Raw genomic sequence first — 20,868 nt, forward strand, 5'->3', positions numbered from 1 at the left:
ATGGCGACGATCGGTGTCGCGATCCCGATCGCGGAACCCTACGGCTCGGAGCTGCAGAAGTACCGGGCCGAGTTCGGCGATCCGATGGCCTCCTCGATCCCCACCCACGTGACCCTGCTGCCGCCGACCGAGGTGGCCGACGCCGACCTCGGCGTGATCGACGACCACCTGCTCGAGGTCGCCGCGCGGTTCCCGAGCTTCAAGATCCGGCTACGCGGTACGGCGACCTTCCGGCCGATCTCGCCGGTCGTGTTCGTGCCACTGGCCGAGGGCATCTCGTCGTGTGAGGTGCTGCAGTCGCAAGTCCGGTCCGGCCCTCTGCAGGTGGAGCTCCGCTTCCCGTACCACCCGCATGTCACGGTGGCGCACGACTTGGACAAGGTCGCGCTCGACCGCGCGTACGACGCCCTGTCGGAGTACGACTGCTCGTTCGACGTGGAGTTCTTCAGCCGCTACGAACACGGCACGGACGGCGTGTGGCGCCCGCAACGCGACTTCCCCTTGGCAGGCTAGGTCTCCTTCGTCGGGGTACAGGAGACAAATGAAGGTCAAGGCGGTCTGGGCCAGGTTCAAGCGAACCCAGGTCTGGCGGGCGTGGAAACGGTACGGCGACCGGCGGGGCAATCGGCTCGCGGGAGCGACAACCTTCTTCGGGTTTCTGTCGCTGTTCCCGCTGATCGTGCTGGCCGCGGCGATCATCGGCCCGTTGCTGGGCGACCCGGCGATCGAGGCGCTGAAGGAGGCCCTGCAGAAGAACCTGCCCGGCATCGGCGACAAGATCGACATCGACTCGCTGATCAGCCACGCCGGCACCCTCGGGCTGATCTCCGGCGTCTCGCTGCTGTTCACCGGTCTCGGCTGGGTCGACGCGCTGCGAGCCTCGATCCGGTCCATGCACGAACTGGACGACCAGCCCGGCAACATCGTGGTGCTGAAACTGGTCGATCTCGGGGCGATGCTCGGCCTGGGCGCGGTCGGCCTGATCGCCACGGCCTCCTCATCGGTCATGACCGGCCTGTCGAAGCGCATCGTCGGGTGGCTCGACCTGGACGGCACCTGGGTGGCGAACTGGGGCCTCGACGTGACCAGCGCCGTCATCGGCATCGCCTCGGGCGCGGTCCTCTTCCTCTACATGCAGACGGCGCTGCCGCGGATCAAACTGCCCCGCAAGGTCGCGCTGATCGCCGCACTGGCCGGCGGGATCCTGTTCTACCTCGCCCAGAAGCTCGGCAACCTGTACGTGACCCACGTCATCGGCTCCAACGCCGCGTACGGCGCTCTGGCGCTGCCGCTGGCGCTGCTGGTGTGGATCTACGTACTGACGCGCGCCATCATGCTCATCGCCGCCTGGACGAAGGAGGCGTCCCTCGACGCTCACGAGCGCGAGAAGGCCACTGCCGGCACGCGTGAGAAGGCTGGCGCCCGCACGCAGAAGGTTGGCGCCCGTACGCGTGAGAAGGCCGACGTACGGGCAGCTGAGCCCGGGGATGAGCCTCTGCTGCCCGGTCCGCCCGGCAAGCGCTACAAGGTGGTCCCAGTGCCGCAGCGCAAGGCGGACAGCGTTGCCGTGGCTGCTGGGGCGTTGCTCGGTGTTACAGCGACCGTCCTCGCGGCGCAGCTCGCCAGAGCCGCTCGCAGCGTCCGCCGCTAGTGCCGCCGCTTGCTGCCGCTGCGCAGGGCACGTGGTCTTCGGAGGAACAGGCCGAGGAGTAGTACGGGCGGTGCCGCGTAGAACCAGGCCGGTACTCGGAGTGCCAGGGACTGCACGGCCTGGCCCGGGTTCAGGACCGTGCGGCTGCGGGGCGGATGCGTCGTACCGGACCCTGACTTCTCCTTGGATTCTGCCGGCACTGGACCGGCCTTGGGCTGGTCGGCGGGCTTGACCAGGTTGCCGACGGGCTTCAGGTCGCTGTAGTGGTCGAACGTCCAGGTGAGCAGGTTGCTCGCGTCCGCCGTGATGCCGTGCGGTGCGTTCATCATCGTCACCACCAGCGTGTGCCCGTTGCGGCGGGCCGCTCCGATGAAGGTGTTGCGGGCCAGCGTCGTGTAGCCGGTCTTGACGCCCAGTGCGCCGTCGTAGCTGAACAGCAGCTTGTTCTGGTTCGCGACCTGGTAGGTGCCCTTGTTGCCGACGTTCGGGAAGTTCGTGTACTTCGTCGACGCGTACTTGGCGAAGTCCGGCCGGGCTAGGCCGGCCTGCGCGAACAGGGCCAGGTCGTACGCGCTGGAGTACTGCCCGTCGGCGTCCAGGCCGGTCGGATCGGTGACGTGGGTGTCCAGCGCCCCGATCGCCTGTGCCTTCTGGTTCATGCGCTGAATGGTCGCCGGGATGCCGCCCTGGTCGTGGGCGCACAGCGCGTGCACCGCGTCGTTCCCGGAGGCCAGGAACATGCCCTGGAACAGCAGGTCGACGGTGTAGCGCAGACCTGGGTACACACCGACCTTGCTGCCGATGATGCCGGCGTCGGCGTCCGTACCGATCACCGGGTCGCTCTTGTTGAGCCGCGGCAGCAGGACCAGCGCCGTGAGGGTCTTGAGCGTGCTGGCGGGCCGCAGCTTGGCGTGCGGCGCCTTGGCAGCCAGCACCTCGCCGGTGTCGATGTCGGCAACGACGTACGCCGATGCCTGGACCGCCGGCGGTGTCGCACCGTCGGCGACAACCGTCGGCTTCGTGGTCAGCAGGTCGCCGCCGACCGGGCCTTGTGGGCCCTGGCCGGCGGCGGTAGCTGTCAGAGGACCGGCGACCACCAGTGCGGTGGTTGCGGCGGCCGTCAGAAGCAGACGCATCGGCGGCACTCTAGACGGCCACCCCTCTGCACGTCACGTTCGGGTCACGCCTTGGTCATGCGCGGTAGGCCGTCCACATGTTGCTGATGCGGGTGCTCTGGCCGGGAGTGAACTGGTTGTAGCAGGAGTCGTAGGAGTAGTCCATGTAGTTGCGGATCGGGTCCAGACCGGGCAGCGAGCAGGAGTCCCGGCCGGTCGGGCAGCCGCTGCTGGCGCTGCTCTGCGCCGGGGTGTCCGAGACGGAGTCGTTCGTCGACGTACAGCCGCCCTGGAAGGTGTGGTACAGCCCGAACCAGTGGCCGGCCTCGTGCGTCGCGGTCTTGCCGAGGTTGTAGTTGGTCGCCGAGCCACCCGGCAGCGAGCTGTACTGCACCCGGATGCCGTCGATCGACGGGTTGCTCGCGTAGTCCCACGGGAAGGTCGCGATGCCGAGGTAGGAGAAGTCGACCAGCCAGATGTTCAGCGCGTTCTTGCCGCCCTTGCGGGTCTGCGACCGGTACGTCGTACTCTGGCCGTCGTTGTGCCAGGTGCTGTTGTTGTACCGGTAGGTGCCGGCCAGGTAGAAGGTGAAGCCGGTGTTCGCGGCCTGGGACGACTCGCCGCCGCCGAAGTCCTGGTTCAGCTCCGCGATCTGGTTGTTGATCTGCGTGCTGGTCACGTCACCGGCGCCGGAACTGCTCCGCATCACGTGGATGTAGACCGGAACGCTCGCCGCCGCCAGGGTGCCGGCCTTCGGCGTCAGTCCACGAGCTGACTTCGCCTTCAGGATCTGCGCCGTCTTGGCGTCGATCGCCTTCTGCTCGGCCGCGGACAGCTCCCGGTGGTCCGCGCCGAAGCCGCCGCGAGCAGCGGCCCCCTCCTCCGGGGTGAAGCACGGATTGGCCACCTGGCCGGCCGGCAGCTGAGCCGTCGCCTGACCACCGAGTGGGCTGAACGTGAGCGCCGTACCGGCCAGCAGAACGGCCAGGGCGCGCGGACGGGTGATGAAAGATCGCATACTGCGTCCTCCGTGGATCGGGCCGCTTGGGCGGTGCGGCCGAATCACCCGATTTTCCGCATCATCCCGGAGAGTCGCCACCCATTCACTGTCCGCCCAGTGCCACGGCACCACCACGCCGCTCCAGGCTGCGCCAGCTCAAACGAAAACGTCGTGTCAGGCGATGAAACACCGTTTCAGCTCAACGGTCACCAGGACCAGCCGCGGGAGGCTAGGGCTTGTTCTTCCATCCAGCGCTTTTCTTCGCTGCGCTTCAGGTCGGCGTCGGCGGGGATGCCGGCCAGTTGGCAGGCTTCGTCGAGGAGGTCGTCGTACGCGGCCTCGAGGGCCATCAGGCGGTGCGCCTTCGCATAGATGCGCGGCGCGGACTCGACTCGCCGGATCTCACCGGCGAGGTGACCGAGCCTGGTCTGCAGCCGCAGCGTGTCGAACGGATCGGGCGCTGGGTCAGCGCGCCGACGAAGCAGCCGGGTGACACGGTCCGTCGACGTCCGCAGACCCCGGCGCCAGCGCGACGGCGGCGGCTGCGGCAACACCAGGTTGAGCAGCACGCACAAGAACAAGAACAGGAGCAGAAGGGCTACCCACTCCATCGACCTCACCTTCCCTCTTCCGAGGTTACGACGGCTCGTTGGCGAGGGCGAGACCTTTATCTAGGCGTTGGTTACCTAACCAACGGATCAGCTGCGGTGGTATTTCGTGATGGCCTTGTTCTGTTTGAGTTGATCCGCGGCGGACTGGATGCGGGCGGTCCACTCGGAGAGTTGCAGGCCGCCGGCCAGGTACTGCCCGGTGGCCTCCGCCGCGGCGGTCGCGAAGGCCGGATACCAGTCCGCGAAGTACCAGGTGATGACTTGGTCGCTCGCGGCCGTGAGCAGGTCCCTGGCGGTACGGAGCGCCGTACTGAGGTCGAGGCCGTCGGCCGCGCCGCGGACGATGGTGAGCTGGTTCGACTCGGTGGTGACCTGGGCGGCGACGTCCTTCGACAGCATCGCCCGCAGATATTCGAGCCCGCCGGCCCTGTTCTTCGCCTTCTCCGGGACCAGGTACGGCGCTGTGGCCGCCACGTGCAGGCCACGCGGAAGCGCGGGCGAGCCGTCGAGCGGCGGCACCCCGATCATGGTCAGCCCGAAGTTGGCCGGGATCAGCGCCTTCATCTCGTTCTCGAGCCAGTTGCCGCACGGCAGTAGACCGGCTTTCGACTTGAGGAACCGGGTTTGCGAGGCGATGTGGTCGAGCTCGGAACTGCCCGCCGCGATCAGTCCGCGCTTGGCGAGCTCGCCGACCGCGGTGATCGCGCGGGTGACGCTCTCGTCCTTCCACGCGCCGTCGTCCAGGTTGTCGATCCGCTTCACCACGTCGTGGCCGCCCGTCTTCGCGGCGAGGGTGAGCACCAGCTCCAGCAGGTAATACGGATGCGCCCCGGCGTAGATGAACGGGCCCAGCCCGGCGCCTCTCATTTCGGTGCCTAGGGCAAGCAATTCCGGCCAGGTCCGTGGCGCGTCCCACCCGTGCTTCTGGAACAGCGCGGCCGAATACCAGAGACCGTAGACGGTGGCGACATAGTTGATCGTCCGCTGCGTTCCGTCGTACTGCCCGGCATCGAGCAGCCCCGGCAGTACGCCGTCCTCCACCGTCGCGTCGGCGTTGTCCCACGCGGGTGCGTCGAGCACGGCCTGCAGATCCGCCAGTTGCCCTTCCCGCACCAACCGCCCGAGTTCGAGCGGCTTGTCGCCCGTACTCAACACGACATCCGGCGGAGTCCCAGCCGCGAACCGCGGCAACACCACATCCCTGAGCTGCTTCGACACCGCCGGCGTTACCACCGCCCCGGTGTACTTCTTCCGATACGCCGCCGCCCCGAATCCGCCGTACTCCTCCCCCACCACGACGTCAACGGGCAGCCCCCCATCCACCCCCAACGGATTCCCCACCTCCGCCGTAGGCCGAGTCCCCGTCGTACTAGAAGAACACCCACTGGCGAAGGCCCCCGCCAGCACCCCTTGCAAAACAGTCCTCCGCCTGAGCACCCCGGCAGACTAGTACGCCACCTGCGGGTGCGACCACATCACCCAACACGACTGTGGATAACTCTCACCTTGTACAAGACAGAGCTTGTATTGTGATCGCGCATGGAGGAGTATGGGATTTATGTTCTCGACGGTTGCCTGGAGTGGATGAACTCACTTCCAGACAAGGACTTCGAGGGCCTGAGTGCACGCCTTGACCTGCTTGCCGAGCACGGGCCTGCGCTGCCGCGCCCCACAGTCGAGACCATCAAAGGCTCGCGTCATCCGAACATGAAGGAGTTGCGTTACGGCAAGCTGCGGGTTCTCTTCGCGTTCGATCCCAGCACACGCGCAGTGCTGCTCCTCGGTGGCAGCAAGCAGGATCGCTGGACGGAGTGGTACGAGGTGCATGTTCCGCTGGCCGACGAACTGTTCGACGAGTGGCTCGACAACGTGAAGCGCAACCTCCACTGGGCAGACGAGCCGGACAGTTGAGCAGGCGGATGCGGCCGATGAACGTGGTGACGAAGGGATGACGAGGATGGCGCACAAGAACTGGAAAGAGGTCCGCGCCGAGCGGATCAATACACCTGCGGCCGAGGCGCGCGTCGCCGTACTGAAGGAAGAGGCCCTGGCCGAGCAGCGCGCCTTCCGCCTGGCCGAGGTTCGGCTGCAGCAGGGCCTGACACAGGTTCAGTTGGCCGAGACGCTGCACATCAGCCAGGCGGCGGTCTCCTCGATCGAGCGCGGTGAACTGAGCCGCTCCGAGCTCAGCACTATTCGCAAGTACGTCGAGGCATTGGGCGGGAAGATCGAGATCATCGCCAGCTTTGGCGACGAGCGCCTGGTACTGGGGTAAAGCGAACCGCCGCCCCGGCCGGTGCGGCGAGGACGGCGGTTGCGGTGGGCTACTTGAGGGTGGCGCCGGTTAGGCCGGCTTGGACTTGGCGGTAGAACACCAGGTAGACGGCGACGACGGGGACCATGGCGATGGTGAGGGCGGCGAAGAGGGTGCCCCAGTCGTTTTCGTAGCGCTGGCTGCCGAGGAGGGTCGCGATGCCCTGGGAGAGGACGGGCTTCTCGGGGGAGAGGAAGCTCGGCAGCACGAACTGGTTGAACTGACCCAGCACGTTGAAGATGCCGACGCTGATCAGGCCGGGCTTGGCCATCGGCAGCATCACCCGGAAGAAGGTGCCGGCGTGCGAGGCGCCGTCGACCAGGGCGGCCTCGGCGATCGAGGTGGGCAGCGTCCGGAAGAACGCGTGCATGAAGAACACCGTGAACGGCAGCGAATAGGCGATGTAGACCAGGATCAGGCCCTGGTACGTCGACACCATCCCGAAGCCCTTCACCACGAAGAACAGCGGCACGATCGCCAGGAAGGTCGGAAACATCATCCCGGCCGCGAACAGGTAGTAGACGAACCGGTTGCCGGGGAACTCGTACCGGGCCAGCACGTAGGCGACCATCGAGCCGAACAGCATGGTGCCGAAGACACCGCCGGTCACCACGACCAGGCTGTTGAACAGGTACTGGCCGACACCCTTGTCCCAGGCCTTGGCGTAGTTGTCCCAGAGCAGCTCCTTCGGCAACGCCCAGGGGTTGTCGCCGAAAATCTCGCCGGTGCTCTTCACCGACGCGATCAGCGCCCAGACGAACGGCACCACGACGAGGATGCTCCACGCGATCAGCACCGTGTGGGAGAAAACGTTCACCGGGCTGAACACGCGGTCCTTGCCGCCGACCGGGTGGGCTGCCGGCTGCGCCTCCGAGCGGGTGCCCTCGACATCGATCTGTATGGTCATGGTCGGCCCCTCAGAATTCGATCCGCTCGCGGCGGGTGGCCCGGAGCATGACGGCGGCGATGATCAACGTCAGGAAGAACAGCACCACGCCCATCGCCGAGGCGTAGCCCGCGCGCCCGTACTGGAACCCGTTGTCCGCGATCGCCAGGCCCATCACGTACGTCGAGTTGTCGGGCCCACCGGGTCCCGCGGTCATCACCGCGACCAGCGCGTACGCGTCCAGCGCGAGGATGGCCAAGTACACCCAGGAGGTTTGGATGGTGTCCCAGAGCAGCGGCAGGGTGATCCGGAAGAACGTCGCCAGCCGGCCCGCGCCATCGATGATGGCAGCCTCGAAGATGTCCTTCGGGATGCCCGACATGGCGGCGTTGAACAACACCAGGTAGAACCCGACGCTGCCCCAGATCAGCACCCACATCACGCAGTACAGCGCGATGTTCGGATCGGCCAGGTACTCCGACGTACCCAAGCCGATCTTCTTGGTCACAGAGTTGAGCAAGCCGGTGTCGGTCGAGGTCATCACGGTCGCCCAGATGACCGCGATGACCGGCACGGACAGCACCTGCGGCAGGAAGAAGGCCAGCTTGTAGAAGCCGTTACCCCGGACTCCCTGCACGCCCGCGGCATTCGCCCGCCCGCCCACGTTGAGCAGGTAGGCGAACACCAGGGCAAGGAAGATGGTGATCAGCGGCAGCCCGATCAGCAGGATCAGGTTGTGCCCGACGGCCTGCTTGAAGACGCTGTCGTGAGCGAGGGTCTTGAAGTTGTCCAGACCCACGAACTTGAACTTCGGTGAGATCCCGGTCCAGTCGGTCAGCGAGTAGTAGAACGCCTGGACGAACGGTGAGATCACGAAGATCGCATACAACGCCAGCGGTATCGCGAGGAAGCTCGCGACGAACCGGTAACTGCCGTGCCGCATCTCTCTCCTTGAGCGTGCAGGGGGCGGAGGTCAGCTTGGTCAGCTGCGGGTCTGCTTCTTGGTCTTCGGGTCCTTGGCCGTGTCGTCCGCGATCTTCTGCGCACGGTTCATGAACTCGTCGGAGGTGATGCGGGCCGCGGCGAGCTCACCGAACACGCTACGGATCGGCTTGTCCATCGTCGAGTACCAGGCGGCGTAGTACGTCGTCCAGTTGTTCTCGCCACCGGAGGCCAGCAGCGCGCCGGACGAGGCAGCACCCGGGCTCAGCTTCAGGCCCTCGCCCGCACCCTTCACGACGGTCGGCGAGCCGGTCAGCTCGGTGAACTTGCCGGCCGCCTCCTTCGACAGCATGATCCGCAGGAACTCCAGGCCGCCGGCCTTGTTCTTCGCCTTCTCCGGCACGATGAAGGGCTCACCCGCGGCGATCTGGGTGCAGTCGACCGGCAGCTTGGCGCCGTCGAGCAGCGGAGTGTAGGCCGCGGTGGTCAGGAAGTCCTTGGGCGCGACCGGCTTCTGCTCGTTCTCCAGCCACGAACCGGACGGGATGAACGCCGCCTTGCCCTGGTTCCAGGCGGTCTGGGACTGGATGTGGTCCAGGCCCTCGGTGCCCTGCATGATGTAACCCTTGCCCTTGAGCTCCAGCAGCGCCTCGGCGGCGAGCTTGATCGAGGGGTGCTTCCAGGCGTTCGGCTCGAGCTCGTCGATCGCCTTGATCACGTCGTGGCCGCCGTGCTTCACGGCCATGTCCATCACGACCTGAGCGATGTAGTACGGGTGCTTGCCCTGGTGGGCGAGCGGGGCGATGCCGGCCTTCTTGATCTCCTCGCACAGCGCGAGGAACTCGGTCCAGGTCTTGGCCGGAGCCCAGCCCTTCTCGTCGAAGAGCTTCTTGTTGTACCAGATCGCGTAGACGGTCAGTACGTAGTTGAGCAGCAGCGGCTTGCCGCCCAGCTGGGCCGCTTCGAGGGTGATCGGCTCGATCGTGTCGCTGACCTTCTTGTTCGCGTCGTCGATCGAGGGGGCGTCGAACAGCTGGGTCAGGTCAGCGAGCTGACCGCTGGTGGCCAGCGTCGACGACGGCAGTGCAGAGGCACCCGAGTTGTCGATCACGTCCGGCGGGTTGCCGCCGTTGAACCGCGGCTGCAGCTGCGGCGTGATGTCGGTGATGCCGGCGTGCTTGACGGTGGTCCCAGGGAACTTCTTCTTGTACAGCTCCTCGTGGGCCTTGGCGTAGTCGTCGCCGTACCCGCCCTTGAAGATCACGACGTCCAGCGGGTCGGATTCCTTCACCCCGAACGGGTTCTCCGCCGTCTTGTCGGCGCCACCTCCGCCGGTGTTCTCGTCGTCGCTGCCACCGCTGGCGCAGGCCGAGAGCAGGGCGCTACCGCCGGTGGCGAGCAGCGTGCCGACAGCCGCGTGCTGCAGGAACAGCCGCCGCGACAGGTTGTCAGGAGTGGTCATGGGTCCCGCCTTCCGAGTGGTGTTTCATGCAGTACGCCGGATCCGGCCGGCGTACTGAGCTTCAAGGGCGTGGTTGTGGTCGTCGCCGCCCGGGATGTTCGCGGACAGATAGACCGGTGGGGTCTCGCCGGCGTCGGTCAGCCGGCGCAGGACCTCCGCGACCAGCATCTGAGCGATCAGCGCGGCGGTGATGGACGAGACCGCGCAGACCTTGCCTCCACCAGCGGGCAGGTCGAGCACGGAGTCGCCGTACGGCGCGTGGTTGTCCAGCACCACGTCCGCGAAATCGATCAGCTTCTTGCCGGACGGGTGGCGCGAGTCCATCCCGCCGGTGTGCTGCAGTGAGGTGATCGCGATCAGCGGGTGGCCCTTCTCCTTCACCACCGTGGCGAACTCGACGATCGAGCCGTTCACGCCGGAGTTGGACGCGATCACGAACAGGTCGGTCGGGTGCGGCTCGGCGAGGTCGTAGAGCCGGCGGGCTATCGACGGATCGCGTTCGAGCTCGCCGCCGCGGAGCAGCTCGAGCGGCTCGCCGCCGAGCAGGACCAGATCGCGCAGCGCGATCCGGTTGGTCGCGATCAGGCCACCGGCGCGGCCGGCGATCTCCATCGCGAGCGCCTCGGAGTGGCCGGAGCCGAAGGCCTGGATGACGCCGTCGGCGCGCAGGGCCTCGGTCATCAGGTCGGCGGCTTGCTGGATCGGGCCGTCGATCTGCTCGGTGACGGCGGCCATGACCGGAGTGAGCGCATGAACATAGGACTGCGCGCTCACGCCGCCCACCTCCCCCGATCCCCCGTGTCTGCTGCTGGCCATTATCGGCCCCACCCCTCGACTAATGTGTCCGTCGCGACACTCCTGGTGCCGACAACTGCGCAAGTTTGCGGTTTGCTGGACAGAACTTTTCTCAACTGGCAGCTAAAGTCAAGGCTCATCCCACTCTTCTCCTAGATCGGGACCGTTGCGTGACCTTGATTGTCTGTGATTGCTAACGGCACTTTTTGAACAGTTTGGAGCATCGCCTATGTCGGTCGAACGCCCACTGCCGGAACCTGCGGACCCAGTGGTCTTGATGCCAGCCTCAGCACTGGTCCTGGGCGGCGACCTCGGCGGCACCTCCACCCGGATCGTGATTGCGGACCATGACGGCAACGTAGTCGGACGAGGGTCCGCGGCCGGCGGAAACCCGACGAGTCATCCTGCAAGCGCCGCGGCCAACTTCGGTCAGGCGCTTCACCAAGCATTAACCGGACTGGACCCGTCTGCGGTGCAGGCGGCAGTCATCGGCGCGGCGGGTGGCTCGGCGCTGGCGCGGCCCGACGTACGGGCGCAGTTCGACGCCGCGTGGACGGGTGCCGGGCTGAGCGGCGAGCCGGTCTTCATCGGCGACCTGGAGGTCGCCTTCGCCTCCGGTACGCCGGAACCCGACGGCACCGTGCTGATCGCGGGCACCGGCAGCGCGGCCGGCATGGTCCGCGGTCACCAGTTGATCCGTACGGCGGACGGCCACGGCTGGCTGCTCGGCGACAACGGCTCCGGCTTCTGGCTCGGCCGGGAGGCGGTGCGCAGTGTGTTGCGCGCACTGGATCTCGGTGAACCGATCGGCGTTCTCGGCGAGTCCGTCGTACGCGCGGTATTACCGGAACGCGACGGGACCGAAATCGCCGAGCGTGAGGGGTACAACGTGCTGCGTGACGACCTGGTACGCACGGTGAACAGGCGTCCACCGGTCTTGCTGGCGGAACTGGCTCCGGTCGTGGTGGCGGCGTACGAGCAGAACGACGAGACCGCACAGGCGTTGGTGAAACGCGCAGCCGAGTTGCTCACAGAAACGGTCGGCCGGGTAAGGACAACGTCGGACAACGGCCCGTTGGTCCTCGCCGGCAGTGTCGCGGGCGAATCCTCGCCGGTCGGAAAAATCCTCCGCCAGACCATCCACGACCACTTCGCCGGCGAGGTCCTCACCGCCCGCGACGGCGTCGGCGGCGCCACCTGGCTCGCCCTAGGCGCGTTGGACCCCGCCCTGGCCACCCGCACCAACCACACCCGCCTCGTCACCTGACCCGTCCCCCCAGCCGCCATTTGACTGGTTCACCCATCAAATTGTGGGTTCCCCGCCCGCATCCGGACGGGGAACCCACAACGGCGTTGGTCGACCCAGCAAATGGCCTCAGTCGCCGAAGGTGGAGACTGGGCGGACTTCTACTGCGACGAACTCGGCTTCGGGGATGGTGGCGGCGATTTCCTCGGCGCGTTCGGGGGTGGCGACGTCGACGATGAAGACGCCGGCGAGCTGTTCCTTCGCCTCGGAGTAGGGGCCGTCGGTGGTGGCGCGGACGCCTTTGCGAACCCGGACCACCTTCGTCCGCTCGGGCGCCTCGAGCGGTACGGCGGTCAGCAGCTCACCCGACTCGGACAGCTCTGTGAGCAGCTTCTCCAGCTGAGCGGCCAGCGCCTCGCGGGCCTTCGCCGGCAACGCCTGCCCCTCCGCGGTGTGCAGGAACGACGGGTGGCCCCAGGTGATCGGGTTGCTGTGAATCAACAGCAGATACTTCATGGTCTGCCTTCCTTGTTGGACTCCAGCCTTTCGGAGTCTGAGTGGATCCTCGCAGCAGAGGTCGGAGACCACCCGGAACCCTCGACATTTCACCTTCGCGCCGATCTCGCTGCCCCGAAATGTCGAGTCCTCCCCCGGACCTCCGACGTACCACTCGCCAAGACTCTCGAGACCTAAGGTGAGCGACATGAACGAGACGGACCTCCGGCTGGCGGACGGCCGCACGCTGCACGTCTACGACTCCGCGCCCGGCGACGACGGCCGGCTGCCGGTGTTCTGGCACCACGGCACCCCGAACCTCGGCGTCCCACCCGAGCCGCTGGCCGAGGCCGGCGAGTGGCTGGGCATCCGGTGGTTCTCGTTCGACCGTCCCGGGTACGGCGGTTCGACGGCGGCACCCGGGCGGACGATGGCCTCAGTCGCGGCCGACCTGACCGCCGTCGCCGACCGGCTCGGCATCGGCAGCTTCGCGCTGATGGGCTACTCAGGAGGCGGTTCGTACGCACTCGGTTCGGCCGCGGTCCTCGGAGACCGGGTCGAGGCCGTCGCCACCTTCGCCGCCATCGCGCCGTACGACGCCATCGGCCTCGACTGGTACGACGGAATGGTCGCCTCCGGCCTGAAATCGCTGAGAGCAGCCGCGGCCGGCCGCGATGCGAAGGTCCAGCACGAGAACTCCGGCGTCGAGTACGACCCCGAGTTCACCGCGGCGGACCTCGCGATGTTCGAGGGCCCGTGGGGCTGGCTGGGCTCGGTCGCGGGTGAGAAGTCGATGCCGAACGGACCGGACGGGCTGATCGACGACGACTGTTCTTATGTAATGCCGTGGGGTTGCGACCCGACCGCGATTACCGCGCCGGTCCTGCTCTGCCACGGCGACGACGACGGCATCATCCCGAGCACCCATGGCCGCTGGCTGGCCGAGCACCTCCCGACGGCCTCGCTTCGCCTCTACCCGGGCGACGGCCATGTCTCCGTCCTCGCCCACGCCGAGGACAGTCTGGAGTGGATCCGCGCGCAAACCGCCTCGCCGTACGACGGTGCCCTCGGCAACAGTTGATTCACCGGTACCGCACTGGGTACCGGAGTGACGTGCTACTGGCGGGCCGTTACCGACTGACCGAGTTGCTCGGTCACGGTGGGATGGGCGAGGTGTTCCGCGGATGCGACGAACTTCTCGGGCGGTCGGTGGCGGTGAAGGTGTTGCTCCCCAATCGGCGAGACCCCTTCGCGGCGGCGCGGTTCCGGCGGGAGGCCCGGACCGCGGCGATGGTGAAGGACCCGCACGTCGTAGCGGCGTACGACTTCGGCCGGGACGCCGGCAGCTATTACCTCGTGATGGAGCTGGTGGAGGGCCGCAGCGTCGCGCATGAGCTCGCACTGAACGGCCCGCTCGAGCCTGAGCGGGCCGTCGACATCATCCGGCAGGCGGCGACCGGTCTGGCCGCGGCGCACCGGCAGGACATCGTCCACCGCGACATCAAGCCGGCGAACCTGCTGATCGACGCGGACGGAACAGTGAAGGTCGCTGACTTCGGCATCGCCCGGTTCCTCACCGACACGACCAGCACCACGTCGGGTCAGATCCTCGGGACGAGTTGCTACCTGGCCCCCGAACGTGCCCTGGGCAAACCGGCCACGGCCGCCTCGGACGTCTACGCCCTCGGCTGCGTGCTGTACCAGCTGCTGACCGGCCATCCGCCCTTCATGGCCGACGACCCGACGGCAGTGCTGCAGCAGCAAGTCGAGCGAGAACCGATACCGCCGAACGAGCTGTGCCCGGGACTCGCCGAACCCATCGCGGAGCTGCTCCTGCGGATGCTCGCCAAGAACCCGGCCGAGCGCCCGACCGCGGCCAAGATCGCAGCGGGCATTTCGCCCGAGCTGCCAGTCGTCGAGCAACCGGCCAGACATCCGCTCCCGATCAGGCGACTCTGGCGACACGCGGTCCTGGCGGTGGCCGCGGCTCTGCCCGAGCGAGCACACCGCGCCCAAGAAGACGACACCCAGCCACTGAGTCAGTGATTCCAAGCAACAGCTTGACATATGGCTGAACCTCGGCGCATATTCCAAGCATGTCTTTGGAAAAGGATCCGCGCCGGCTCCGGCTGTTGGACGATCCGCTGGCGATCCGGGCGATGGCCCATCCGGTCCGGCTCGACCTGCAGTCGCTGCTCGGCCGCGAAGGACCGATGACCGCGGCCGACGCGGCCCGCCGGCTCGGCATCAGCCAGGCACTCGCGTCGCATCACCTCCGGCAGTTGGCGAAGTACGACTTCGTCGAGCCGGCGCCGGGCAAGGACAACCGCGAACGCCCGTGGCGGCTGGTCGCGACCTCGCAGTCCTGGCGCGAGGCCTCTCGAACCCCCGAGGGTGCCGCGGCTGCCGACGTACTGGAGCAACTGCTGGCCGAGCGGGCGCTGGACAGGCTGGCCCGCTGGCAGGAGCAGCGGGTGAACGAGGACCCGATCTGGCGCGACAACGCCGGCATCGGAAACAGCGGCTTCTACCTCACCGGCGAAGAACTGGCCGAGCTGCTCGAACAGATCGAGGCCCTGATGCAGCGGTACGTCGACGAGCGGCCGATCGACGACAAGTCGACCCGCCCACCGGGCAGCCGGTACGTCTCCATCACCCAGATCGTCACAATCGCCCCGGAGGAGCCGTGAAAGAGCTGTGGGGAGTACTCGCGCGCCAACACGACTACCGGCTCGTCCTCAGCGCCGGACTGATCTCGCTCACCGGCGACTGGCTCCTCCGCACCGGCCTGGCGTTCCAGGTTTACGTCCTGACCGGTTCGACCCTCGCCTCCGGCGGCCTGCTGCTCGCGTCCTTCCTCCCGACGGTGGTGCTCGGCTCACTGGCCGGCGTCTTCGTCGACCGATGGGACCGCCGGCGCACCATGATCATCACGAACATCCTCAACGCGGTCGTCTTGCTCCCACTCCTCGCGGTCAGAGACGACAGCGCGATCTGGATCGTGTACGTCGTCGTCCTCGCGCAGAGCTGTTTGCAGCAGTTCTTCAGCCCGGCCGAGCAGTCGATGGTGCCGCACCTGGTCGAGCCCGGCCAACTGCTGACCGCGAACGCATTGAACAGTCAGATCCGGGACGTCGCACGCCTGGCCGGTGCGGCGATGGGCGGTGTACTCGCGGCCGCCGGTGGACTGCCGCTGCTCGCGATCGTCGACGCCGCGACCTTCCTCCTCGCGATGGGGCTGATCGCCCGCGTCCGGCACCGCGTCGAGCGCACCGTGGTCCGGCCGGCCGTCGGCGCGATCCGCCGGTTGAAGGCGGAATGGGCAGAAGGGATCCGGATCTGCCTCGGCGGCAGGGCGATGCGGTTGGTGTTCGTGTTCGGCCTGGTCACCGGGGTCGGTGAAGGGGTGATGAGCACGCTGTTCGCGCCGTTCGTCAGTTCCGAGCTCGGCGGCGACGGGACGGCGTACGGGCTGATCGTGTCGTCGCAGGCGGTGGGCGGGATCGCGGGCGGCCTGGTGGCGGCCGCGACCGGGTCGAGGCTGCCGGCGGCGAAGATGTGGGGTGTCGGAGCGGTGCTGTTCGGGCTGATCGACCTGGTGCTGTTCTGTTACCCGCTGATCTCGAGCAGCCTGATCCCGGCCTTCGTCTGCATGGTGATCGTCGGCGTCCCGGGCGCGTTCACCATCGCCGGCGCGATGACTGTCATCCAGCGACTCACCGACGACGCCTCCCGCGGCCGCGTGTTCGGTGCTCTGTTCGCGGCCGAAGGAGTCGCCGTACTGACCGGAATCGTCGCCGCCGGTGTCCTCGGTGAGCTGGTCGGTGTCATTCCGGTCCTGGTCTTCCAGGGCCTTGGTTACCTGGTCGGCGGTGTCGTCATCCTGGCTCGACGGTCTCTACTGACTCCTCAGCCGGAGCCTGCTGGTCTGCCGTCGTGACCCGGTGGACTCTGACCCGGGCCACGCGGCGGCCGTCCATCTCTGTGACGATGAGCTTGTGGCTGTTGACGTAGGCCTCGTCGCCGGTGGTCGGGACCCGGCCGAGGCGGGCAGCGAGGAACCCGCCGGCTGTTTCGTAGGGGCCGTCGGGAAGTTCGAGGCCGGTTTCATCGGCGAAGTCGTCGAGGTTGAGCAGGCCGTCGACCTCGACGTCGCCGCTGCGTAGCCGGGTGGTCTCGGCGGCTTCCTCGTCGTACTCGTCCTTGATGTCGCCGATGAGCTCCTCGACCAGATCCTCCAGCGTGACGATTCCCGCCGTACCGCCGTACTCGTCGAGGACGATGGCGAGGTGGGTCGACCGGCGGCGCATCTCGGTCAGGGTGGGCAGCAGCTTCGCGGTGTCCGGCAGCATCAGTACGTCGCGAGCCAGGTCGCCGACCCGGACCGAGCGGGACGCGACCGCCGGGTCGAAGAGGTCGCGGACGTGGACGAAGCCGACGATGTCGTCGGCCGAGCCGTTCATCACCGGGTAGCGCGAGTGCGGCCGCTCGGCGGCGAACTTGACCGCCTTGTACGCCGGCATCTCCGCGTCGACGAAGTCCACCTCGGTACGCGGCAGCATCACCTCGCGCAGCTGGCGGCTGCCGGCCTCGAACACGTCGTCGACGATCCGGCGCTCCTCCTCACCCAGTGACTCGTGCGCGGAGACCAGGTCACGGAGCTCCTCCTCGGTCATCACCTCACGGTTCGCGTTCGGGTCGCCACCGAGGACGCGGACCACCAGGTCGGTCGACTTCGACAGCAGCCAGATCACCGGCCGGGCCAGCGTGGCGATCCGGTCCACCAGCGGCGCCAGGCCGAGCGCGAACGTCTCGGCCCGCTGCAGCGCGAGCCGCTTGGCGGCCAGCTCACCGAGGACGATCGAGACGTACGAGATCGCGATGGTGATCAGCACCAGCGCGACCGTGCTCGCGACCCCTTCGGGCAGGCCGAGCTTCTGCAAGTGCGGGGACAGGCTGTCGGCGAGCGTCGCGCCACCGAAGGCGGCGGACAGGAAGCCCATCAGGGTCACGCCGACCTGGACGGCGGACAGGAACCGGTTCGGGTTGGCGGCCACCCGGGCCACCGTTTCGCCCCGCTTGCCGCGGTGCGAGAGTGACTTCAGCTGGCTCTCCCGGAGCGAGACCAGCGCCATCTCGGCCGCGGCGAAGACCCCACCGATCAGCACGAAGATCAGGATCAGGACGATATTGAGCAGGGTTTCGTTCATCGGCGGGTGGTCCTAGAGCCCTCTCGTCGTACAGCGAGGAGAGGGCGACGGTTGGGCGTCGTCCATTTCAATACCTTAGCGGTGGCAAGCATCACCGTGCATGTTCGAGTTTGTTGGTTTACGATGATTCCTGGCCGTCGGTGTCGTACGGCCGGGAGGGTCAAACGATGAACACACCGCGCGGCGCACGCCGGACGGATACCAAACTGTCCGACGGACGCGAGCTGATCTACTACGACCCGGCCGACGCGCCGGCCCGGGTGCCACTCGAGGACACCCGCGCGCTGCCGGCGCCGCAGCCGCAGGTCGAGCTGCGCACCGACCCGCTCACCGGCGACGTGATCACCTACGCGACGCACCGCAACACCCGGACCTACCTGCCGCCGGCCGACCAGTGCCCGCTGTGCGCGAGCAAGCCGGGCAACCCGACCGAGATCCCGGACCACGAGTACAACGTGGCCGTCTTCGAGAATCGGTTCCCCTCCTTCGCCGGACCGGGCCGGACCGAGGTGGTCTGCTTCACCAGCGACCACAACCAGTCCTTCACCAACCTGTCCCAGGGCCAGGCCCGGCTGGTGGTCGACACCTGGGCCGACCGGACCGCCGACCTCAGCGCCCGCCCGGACGTCGAGTACGTCTTCCCGTTCGAGAACCGCGGCCGTGAGATCGGTGTGACGCTGAGCCACCCGCACGGCCAGATCTACGGCTACCCCTTCCTCCCGCCCCGGATCCGCACCCAGCTGGACCGCGCCCGCGAGTACGCCGAAGTTGCCGGCAGCAACCTGTTCGCCGACGTCCTGGCCGCGGAGAAGAAGGACGGCGCCCGGGTCGTCGCGGAGAACACCAACTGGACCGCCTTCGTCCCGGAGGCCGCCCGCTGGCCGGTGGAGGTGCACCTGTACCCGCACCGCCAGGTCGCCGACATCAGCGAGCTGTCGGTCGGCGAGCGCGACGACTTCGCCGAGCTCTACCTCGACGTTCTCCAACGCCTCGACGGCCTGTACGGCGACCCGCTGCCCTACATCGCGGCCTGGCACCAGGCTCCGGTCCGGATCGACCGCGAGCTCGGCTACCTTCACCTGGAGGTGTTGTCGATCCGCCGTGCCGCGGACAAGATCAAGTACCTGGCCGGCTCGGAGTCCGGGATGGGCGCGTTCATCAGTGACACCCGGCCCGAGGATGTGGCCGAGACCCTGCGGAAGGTCGGTTCGTGAGCTCTTTCGAAGAAGTCTTCGGTACTGCGCCGGAGGGCAGCTGGCGTGCTCCCGGCCGGGTCAACCTGATCGGCGAGCACACCGACTACAACGACGGTCTGGTGCTGCCGATCGCTCTGCCGAACCGCATCCTGATCACCGCGTCGAAGCGCGACGACGGCCGGATCGCGGTCGCGTCGACCGGTCATGCCGGCGTGATCGAGTTCGCCATCGACGAGCTCGCCCCGGGCTCGGTCGGCGACTGGGCCGCTTACCCGGCCGGAGCCGCGTGGATCCTGCGTGAGTCCGGCTACGCCATCGGCGGCGCCAACCTGCTGGTCGACTCCGACCTTCCTTCCGGCGCGGGTCTGTCATCATCCGCGGCCCTGCTCTGCGCGACCTCCGTCGCTCTGTTGGGGTTGCGCGACCTCGAGGTCGACCCGGCGGAGGTCGCCCGGCTCGCACAGAAGGCCGAGAACCAGTACGTCGGTGCACCTGTCGGCCTGATGGACCAGATGGCGTCGATGTGCTGCACGGCCGGACACGCCCTCTACTTCGACATTCGCGCGATGTCCACGGACCAGATCCCGTTCGACCCGGCCGCCGACGACCTCGCCCTGCTGGTGGTCGACGTGAAGGCTCCCCACCGGCACGTCGACGGTGAGTACGCCGCCCGCCGCCGCAGTTGCGAGGAAGCCGCGGCCGCGCTCGGTGTGCCGGCTCTGCGATCGATCGCGTACGACGACCTCGACGACGCGCTCGCACGTTTGACGGATGACGTCGTACGACGCCGGGTGCGGCATGTGGTGACGGAGATCCGCCGGGTCGAGGAAGCCGTGGAGCTGATGCGGGCCGGGCGGTTGCGTGATGTCGGGCCACTGTTCACCGCATCGCATGTGTCGCTGCGGGAGGACTTCGAGATCACCGTGCCGGAGCTGGATGTCGCGGTCGACTCCGCGCTCGAGGCCGGCGCTCTCGGTGCCCGGATGACCGGTGGCGGTTTCGGCGGCTGCATCATCGCGCTGACCGAGGCTTCCGCGGCCGACGCCGTACTGTCCGCGATCGAGAAAGCCTTTGCGGAGAAGGGGTTCACGGCCCCGAGCTCGCTGTCGGCGGCGCCGTCGGCCGGGGCTTCACGCGTCAGCTAGTTCGCGCTTGATGATTGGCGCGAAGGCGATGGTGGCTGCGACCTGCACCAGGCCCATCACCAGGTACGGCGTACGCAGGTCGGTGCGGTGGGCAAGGAAACCCGCACCGACAGCGCCCAGCGGCGCCGCGCAGAACGCCACCATCCGGTAGACCGCGGTGACCCGGCCGAGCAGTTCGGGCGGCACGATCCGCTGCCGGAGCGAGATCGAGATGACGTTCCACCAGGTGCTGCCGAAGCCCATCAGTACGGCGCCGACGACGACGACCGCGAGTTCGCTGACCAGACCGAACACGATCACCGCGCCGCCGACGATGAACATCGCGGCGATCAGGTTCACGAACGTCGGCAGCCGGCGTGCCAACCGTGGCGCCAAGCCGGCGCCGACGACTCCACCGACCGCGTACGTCGCGACCAGCCAGCCGAAGCCGGCCTCGGGGAGATGCAGCACCTCCAGTACATAGAGGACGAGGATCGCGATGATGCCGGTCCCGACCGCGTTCACGACCAGGAGCAGCAGGCACAGCGACCGCAGCAGCTTGTGCCGCCAGAGGTAGACCAGCCCCTCCTTGAGTTCGCGGCCGAGGTGCTGATCGGCTGATCGTTCCCGCTTCGGCGCGGCCCGTCGTACGGCGAAAACGAGGACGGCGGCGGCCGCGAACGAGATGGCATCGATCAGGATCGGCAGGCCGTGGTGGAGCACGAACAACGCTGCGCCGAGCGGAGGGCCGACCAAACGGAAGCGCGCCGAACAGGATGCCGTCACCGGTGAAGGAGATGGCGCCTGCGATCCAGAGAATC

General features: G+C 67.6%; 22 protein-coding genes. 11 read left to right on the forward strand and 11 right to left on the reverse strand.

What is annotated here, in order from left to right; all coding sequences use genetic code 11:
- Both EV646_RS28560 and EV646_RS28565 read left to right on the forward strand, forming a co-directional pair.
- Positions 1-513, forward strand: a complete 513-nt coding sequence (locus EV646_RS28560) for a 2'-5' RNA ligase family protein (RefSeq protein WP_132153988.1) — start codon at positions 1-3, stop codon at positions 511-513.
- Positions 514-541: 28 nt separating this feature from the next.
- Complete coding sequence (locus EV646_RS28565) at positions 542-1,651, forward strand: YihY/virulence factor BrkB family protein (RefSeq protein ID WP_132153990.1); 1,110 nt, start codon at positions 542-544, stop codon at positions 1,649-1,651.
- Here the strand turns inward: EV646_RS28565 and EV646_RS28570 are convergent.
- From EV646_RS28570 to ngcE (EV646_RS28585), 4 genes are all read right to left on the reverse strand, one after another.
- A complete protein-coding gene (locus EV646_RS28570; RefSeq protein WP_132153992.1) occupies positions 1,648-2,787 on the reverse strand; it encodes a D-alanyl-D-alanine carboxypeptidase family protein in 1,140 nt (379 codons plus the stop codon). The genes EV646_RS28565 and EV646_RS28570 overlap by 4 nt on opposite strands.
- Before the next feature lie 55 nt (positions 2,788-2,842).
- Positions 2,843-3,784, reverse strand: a complete 942-nt coding sequence (locus EV646_RS28575) for a zinc metalloprotease (RefSeq protein ID WP_132153994.1) — start codon at positions 3,782-3,784, stop codon at positions 2,843-2,845.
- A gap of 188 nt (positions 3,785-3,972) precedes the next feature.
- Positions 3,973-4,377 carry a hypothetical protein gene (locus EV646_RS28580; protein WP_199237246.1) on the reverse strand — a complete coding sequence of 135 codons (405 nt, stop codon included), beginning with the start codon at positions 4,375-4,377 and terminating at the stop codon, positions 3,973-3,975.
- Positions 4,378-4,464: 87 nt separating this feature from the next.
- Positions 4,465-5,814, reverse strand: a complete 1,350-nt coding sequence (ngcE, locus tag EV646_RS28585; RefSeq protein WP_132153996.1) for an N-acetylglucosamine/diacetylchitobiose ABC transporter substrate-binding protein — start codon at positions 5,812-5,814, stop codon at positions 4,465-4,467.
- A gap of 102 nt (positions 5,815-5,916) precedes the next feature.
- Here ngcE (EV646_RS28585) and EV646_RS28590 point away from each other — a divergent pair, with 102 nt between their 5' ends.
- Positions 5,917-6,288, forward strand: a complete 372-nt coding sequence (locus tag EV646_RS28590; RefSeq protein ID WP_199237247.1) for a type II toxin-antitoxin system RelE/ParE family toxin — start codon at positions 5,917-5,919, stop codon at positions 6,286-6,288.
- 46 nt (positions 6,289-6,334) lie between these two features.
- Positions 6,335-6,652 (forward strand): helix-turn-helix domain-containing protein, encoded by a 318-nt coding sequence (locus EV646_RS28595; RefSeq protein WP_199237248.1) that lies wholly within the window; start codon positions 6,335-6,337, stop codon positions 6,650-6,652.
- A gap of 49 nt (positions 6,653-6,701) precedes the next feature.
- Here EV646_RS28595 and EV646_RS28600 read toward each other — a convergent pair whose 3' ends face one another.
- Genes EV646_RS28600 through EV646_RS28615 form a run of 4 tightly spaced genes read right to left on the reverse strand, consistent with a single transcriptional unit; the run spans position 6,702 to position 10,755 of the window.
- Complete coding sequence (locus tag EV646_RS28600; RefSeq protein WP_132154000.1) at positions 6,702-7,598, reverse strand: carbohydrate ABC transporter permease; 897 nt, start codon at positions 7,596-7,598, stop codon at positions 6,702-6,704.
- Between the two features lie 10 nt (positions 7,599-7,608).
- Positions 7,609-8,520 (reverse strand): carbohydrate ABC transporter permease, encoded by a 912-nt coding sequence (locus EV646_RS28605; protein WP_132154002.1) that lies wholly within the window; start codon positions 8,518-8,520, stop codon positions 7,609-7,611.
- A 39-nt stretch (positions 8,521-8,559) separates the two neighbouring features.
- Positions 8,560-9,981: an N-acetylglucosamine/diacetylchitobiose ABC transporter substrate-binding protein gene (gene ngcE / locus EV646_RS28610; RefSeq protein ID WP_132154004.1), complete on the reverse strand. Its 1,422-nt coding sequence runs from the start codon at positions 9,979-9,981 to the stop codon at positions 8,560-8,562.
- 24 nt (positions 9,982-10,005) lie between these two features.
- Positions 10,006-10,755, reverse strand: coding sequence for a sugar isomerase domain-containing protein (locus EV646_RS28615; RefSeq protein ID WP_241996388.1), 750 nt, complete (start codon positions 10,753-10,755; stop codon positions 10,006-10,008).
- Positions 10,756-11,053: 298 nt separating this feature from the next.
- On the opposite strand from EV646_RS28615, the gene EV646_RS28620 reads away from it, so the two are divergent.
- The gene (locus EV646_RS28620) at positions 11,054-12,043 is read left to right on the forward strand and encodes an N-acetylglucosamine kinase (protein WP_241996389.1); all 990 of its coding nucleotides are present in this window, start codon (positions 11,054-11,056) and stop codon (positions 12,041-12,043) included.
- Positions 12,044-12,151: 108 nt separating this feature from the next.
- Here the strand turns inward: EV646_RS28620 and EV646_RS28625 are convergent, their stop codons facing one another.
- Complete coding sequence (locus EV646_RS28625) at positions 12,152-12,538, reverse strand: YciI family protein (protein ID WP_132154010.1); 387 nt, start codon at positions 12,536-12,538, stop codon at positions 12,152-12,154.
- A 187-nt stretch (positions 12,539-12,725) separates the two neighbouring features.
- Between EV646_RS28625 and EV646_RS28630 the strand changes: the two genes are divergently transcribed.
- The 4 genes from EV646_RS28630 to EV646_RS28645 are packed head-to-tail and all read left to right on the forward strand — an operon-like array spanning position 12,726 to position 16,457.
- The gene (locus EV646_RS28630) at positions 12,726-13,598 is read left to right on the forward strand and encodes an alpha/beta fold hydrolase (protein WP_132154012.1); all 873 of its coding nucleotides are present in this window, start codon (positions 12,726-12,728) and stop codon (positions 13,596-13,598) included.
- Between the two features lie 32 nt (positions 13,599-13,630).
- Positions 13,631-14,563, forward strand: a complete 933-nt coding sequence (locus EV646_RS28635; RefSeq protein ID WP_132154563.1) for a serine/threonine-protein kinase — start codon at positions 13,631-13,633, stop codon at positions 14,561-14,563.
- 50 nt (positions 14,564-14,613) lie between these two features.
- The gene (locus EV646_RS28640) at positions 14,614-15,207 is read left to right on the forward strand and encodes an ArsR/SmtB family transcription factor (RefSeq protein WP_132154014.1); all 594 of its coding nucleotides are present in this window, start codon (positions 14,614-14,616) and stop codon (positions 15,205-15,207) included.
- On the forward strand, positions 15,204-16,457 hold the full coding sequence (locus tag EV646_RS28645) for an MFS transporter (protein WP_132154016.1): 1,254 nt from the start codon (positions 15,204-15,206) through the stop codon (positions 16,455-16,457). The genes EV646_RS28640 and EV646_RS28645 overlap by 4 nt, the downstream gene beginning before the upstream one ends.
- Here EV646_RS28645 and EV646_RS28650 read toward each other — a convergent pair.
- Positions 16,396-17,727 carry a hemolysin family protein gene (locus EV646_RS28650; protein ID WP_132154018.1) on the reverse strand — a complete coding sequence of 444 codons (1,332 nt, stop codon included), beginning with the start codon at positions 17,725-17,727 and terminating at the stop codon, positions 16,396-16,398. The genes EV646_RS28645 and EV646_RS28650 overlap by 62 nt on opposite strands.
- Positions 17,728-17,894: 167 nt before the next feature.
- On the opposite strand from EV646_RS28650, the gene galT reads away from it, so the two are divergent.
- Both galT and galK read left to right on the forward strand, forming a co-directional pair.
- Entirely contained in the window at positions 17,895-18,941 is a 1,047-nt protein-coding gene (gene galT / locus EV646_RS28655) for a galactose-1-phosphate uridylyltransferase (protein ID WP_132154020.1), read from the forward strand.
- Entirely contained in the window at positions 18,938-20,068 is a 1,131-nt protein-coding gene (gene galK, locus EV646_RS28660) for a galactokinase (RefSeq protein WP_132154022.1), read from the forward strand. The genes galT and galK overlap by 4 nt, the downstream gene beginning before the upstream one ends.
- On the opposite strand, the gene EV646_RS28665 is transcribed toward galK, so the two are convergent.
- Entirely contained in the window at positions 20,054-20,833 is a 780-nt protein-coding gene (locus EV646_RS28665) for an MFS transporter (protein WP_132154024.1), read from the reverse strand. The two genes, galK and EV646_RS28665, sit on opposite strands and share 15 nt — an antisense overlap.
- Positions 20,834-20,868 lie beyond the last annotated feature (35 nt).

Origin of the sequence: Kribbella antiqua, assembly GCF_004345665.1 — a bacterium.
Classification (GTDB): Bacteria; Actinomycetota; Actinomycetes; order Propionibacteriales; family Kribbellaceae; genus Kribbella; species Kribbella antiqua.

What these genes read in the sequence shown, in the direction of transcription:
- EV646_RS28575 (WP_132153994.1), bottom strand. Translation starts at nt 3,784, where the DNA reads ATGCGATCTTTCATCACCCGTCCGCGCGCCCTGGCCGTTCTGCTGGCC.
- EV646_RS28595 (WP_199237248.1), top strand. Translation starts at nt 6,335, where the DNA reads ATGGCGCACAAGAACTGGAAAGAGGTCCGCGCCGAGCGGATCAATACA.
- EV646_RS28570 (WP_132153992.1), bottom strand. Translation starts at nt 2,787, where the DNA reads ATGCGTCTGCTTCTGACGGCCGCCGCAACCACCGCACTGGTGGTCGCC.
- EV646_RS28600 (WP_132154000.1), bottom strand. Translation starts at nt 7,598, where the DNA reads ATGACCATACAGATCGATGTCGAGGGCACCCGCTCGGAGGCGCAGCCG.
- EV646_RS28605 (WP_132154002.1), bottom strand. Translation starts at nt 8,520, where the DNA reads ATGCGGCACGGCAGTTACCGGTTCGTCGCGAGCTTCCTCGCGATACCG.
- EV646_RS28640 (WP_132154014.1), top strand. Translation starts at nt 14,614, where the DNA reads ATGTCTTTGGAAAAGGATCCGCGCCGGCTCCGGCTGTTGGACGATCCG.
- EV646_RS28580 (WP_199237246.1), bottom strand. Translation starts at nt 4,377, where the DNA reads ATGGAGTGGGTAGCCCTTCTGCTCCTGTTCTTGTTCTTGTGCGTGCTG.
- ngcE (WP_132154004.1), bottom strand. Translation starts at nt 9,981, where the DNA reads ATGACCACTCCTGACAACCTGTCGCGGCGGCTGTTCCTGCAGCACGCG.
- EV646_RS28625 (WP_132154010.1), bottom strand. Translation starts at nt 12,538, where the DNA reads ATGAAGTATCTGCTGTTGATTCACAGCAACCCGATCACCTGGGGCCAC.
- EV646_RS28650 (WP_132154018.1), bottom strand. Translation starts at nt 17,727, where the DNA reads ATGAACGAAACCCTGCTCAATATCGTCCTGATCCTGATCTTCGTGCTG.
- EV646_RS28560 (WP_132153988.1), top strand. Translation starts at nt 1, where the DNA reads ATGGCGACGATCGGTGTCGCGATCCCGATCGCGGAACCCTACGGCTCG.
- galT (WP_132154020.1), top strand. Translation starts at nt 17,895, where the DNA reads ATGAACACACCGCGCGGCGCACGCCGGACGGATACCAAACTGTCCGAC.
- EV646_RS28620 (WP_241996389.1), top strand. Translation starts at nt 11,054, where the DNA reads ATGCCAGCCTCAGCACTGGTCCTGGGCGGCGACCTCGGCGGCACCTCC.
- EV646_RS28630 (WP_132154012.1), top strand. Translation starts at nt 12,726, where the DNA reads ATGAACGAGACGGACCTCCGGCTGGCGGACGGCCGCACGCTGCACGTC.
- EV646_RS28565 (WP_132153990.1), top strand. Translation starts at nt 542, where the DNA reads ATGAAGGTCAAGGCGGTCTGGGCCAGGTTCAAGCGAACCCAGGTCTGG.
- EV646_RS28590 (WP_199237247.1), top strand. Translation starts at nt 5,917, where the DNA reads ATGGAGGAGTATGGGATTTATGTTCTCGACGGTTGCCTGGAGTGGATG.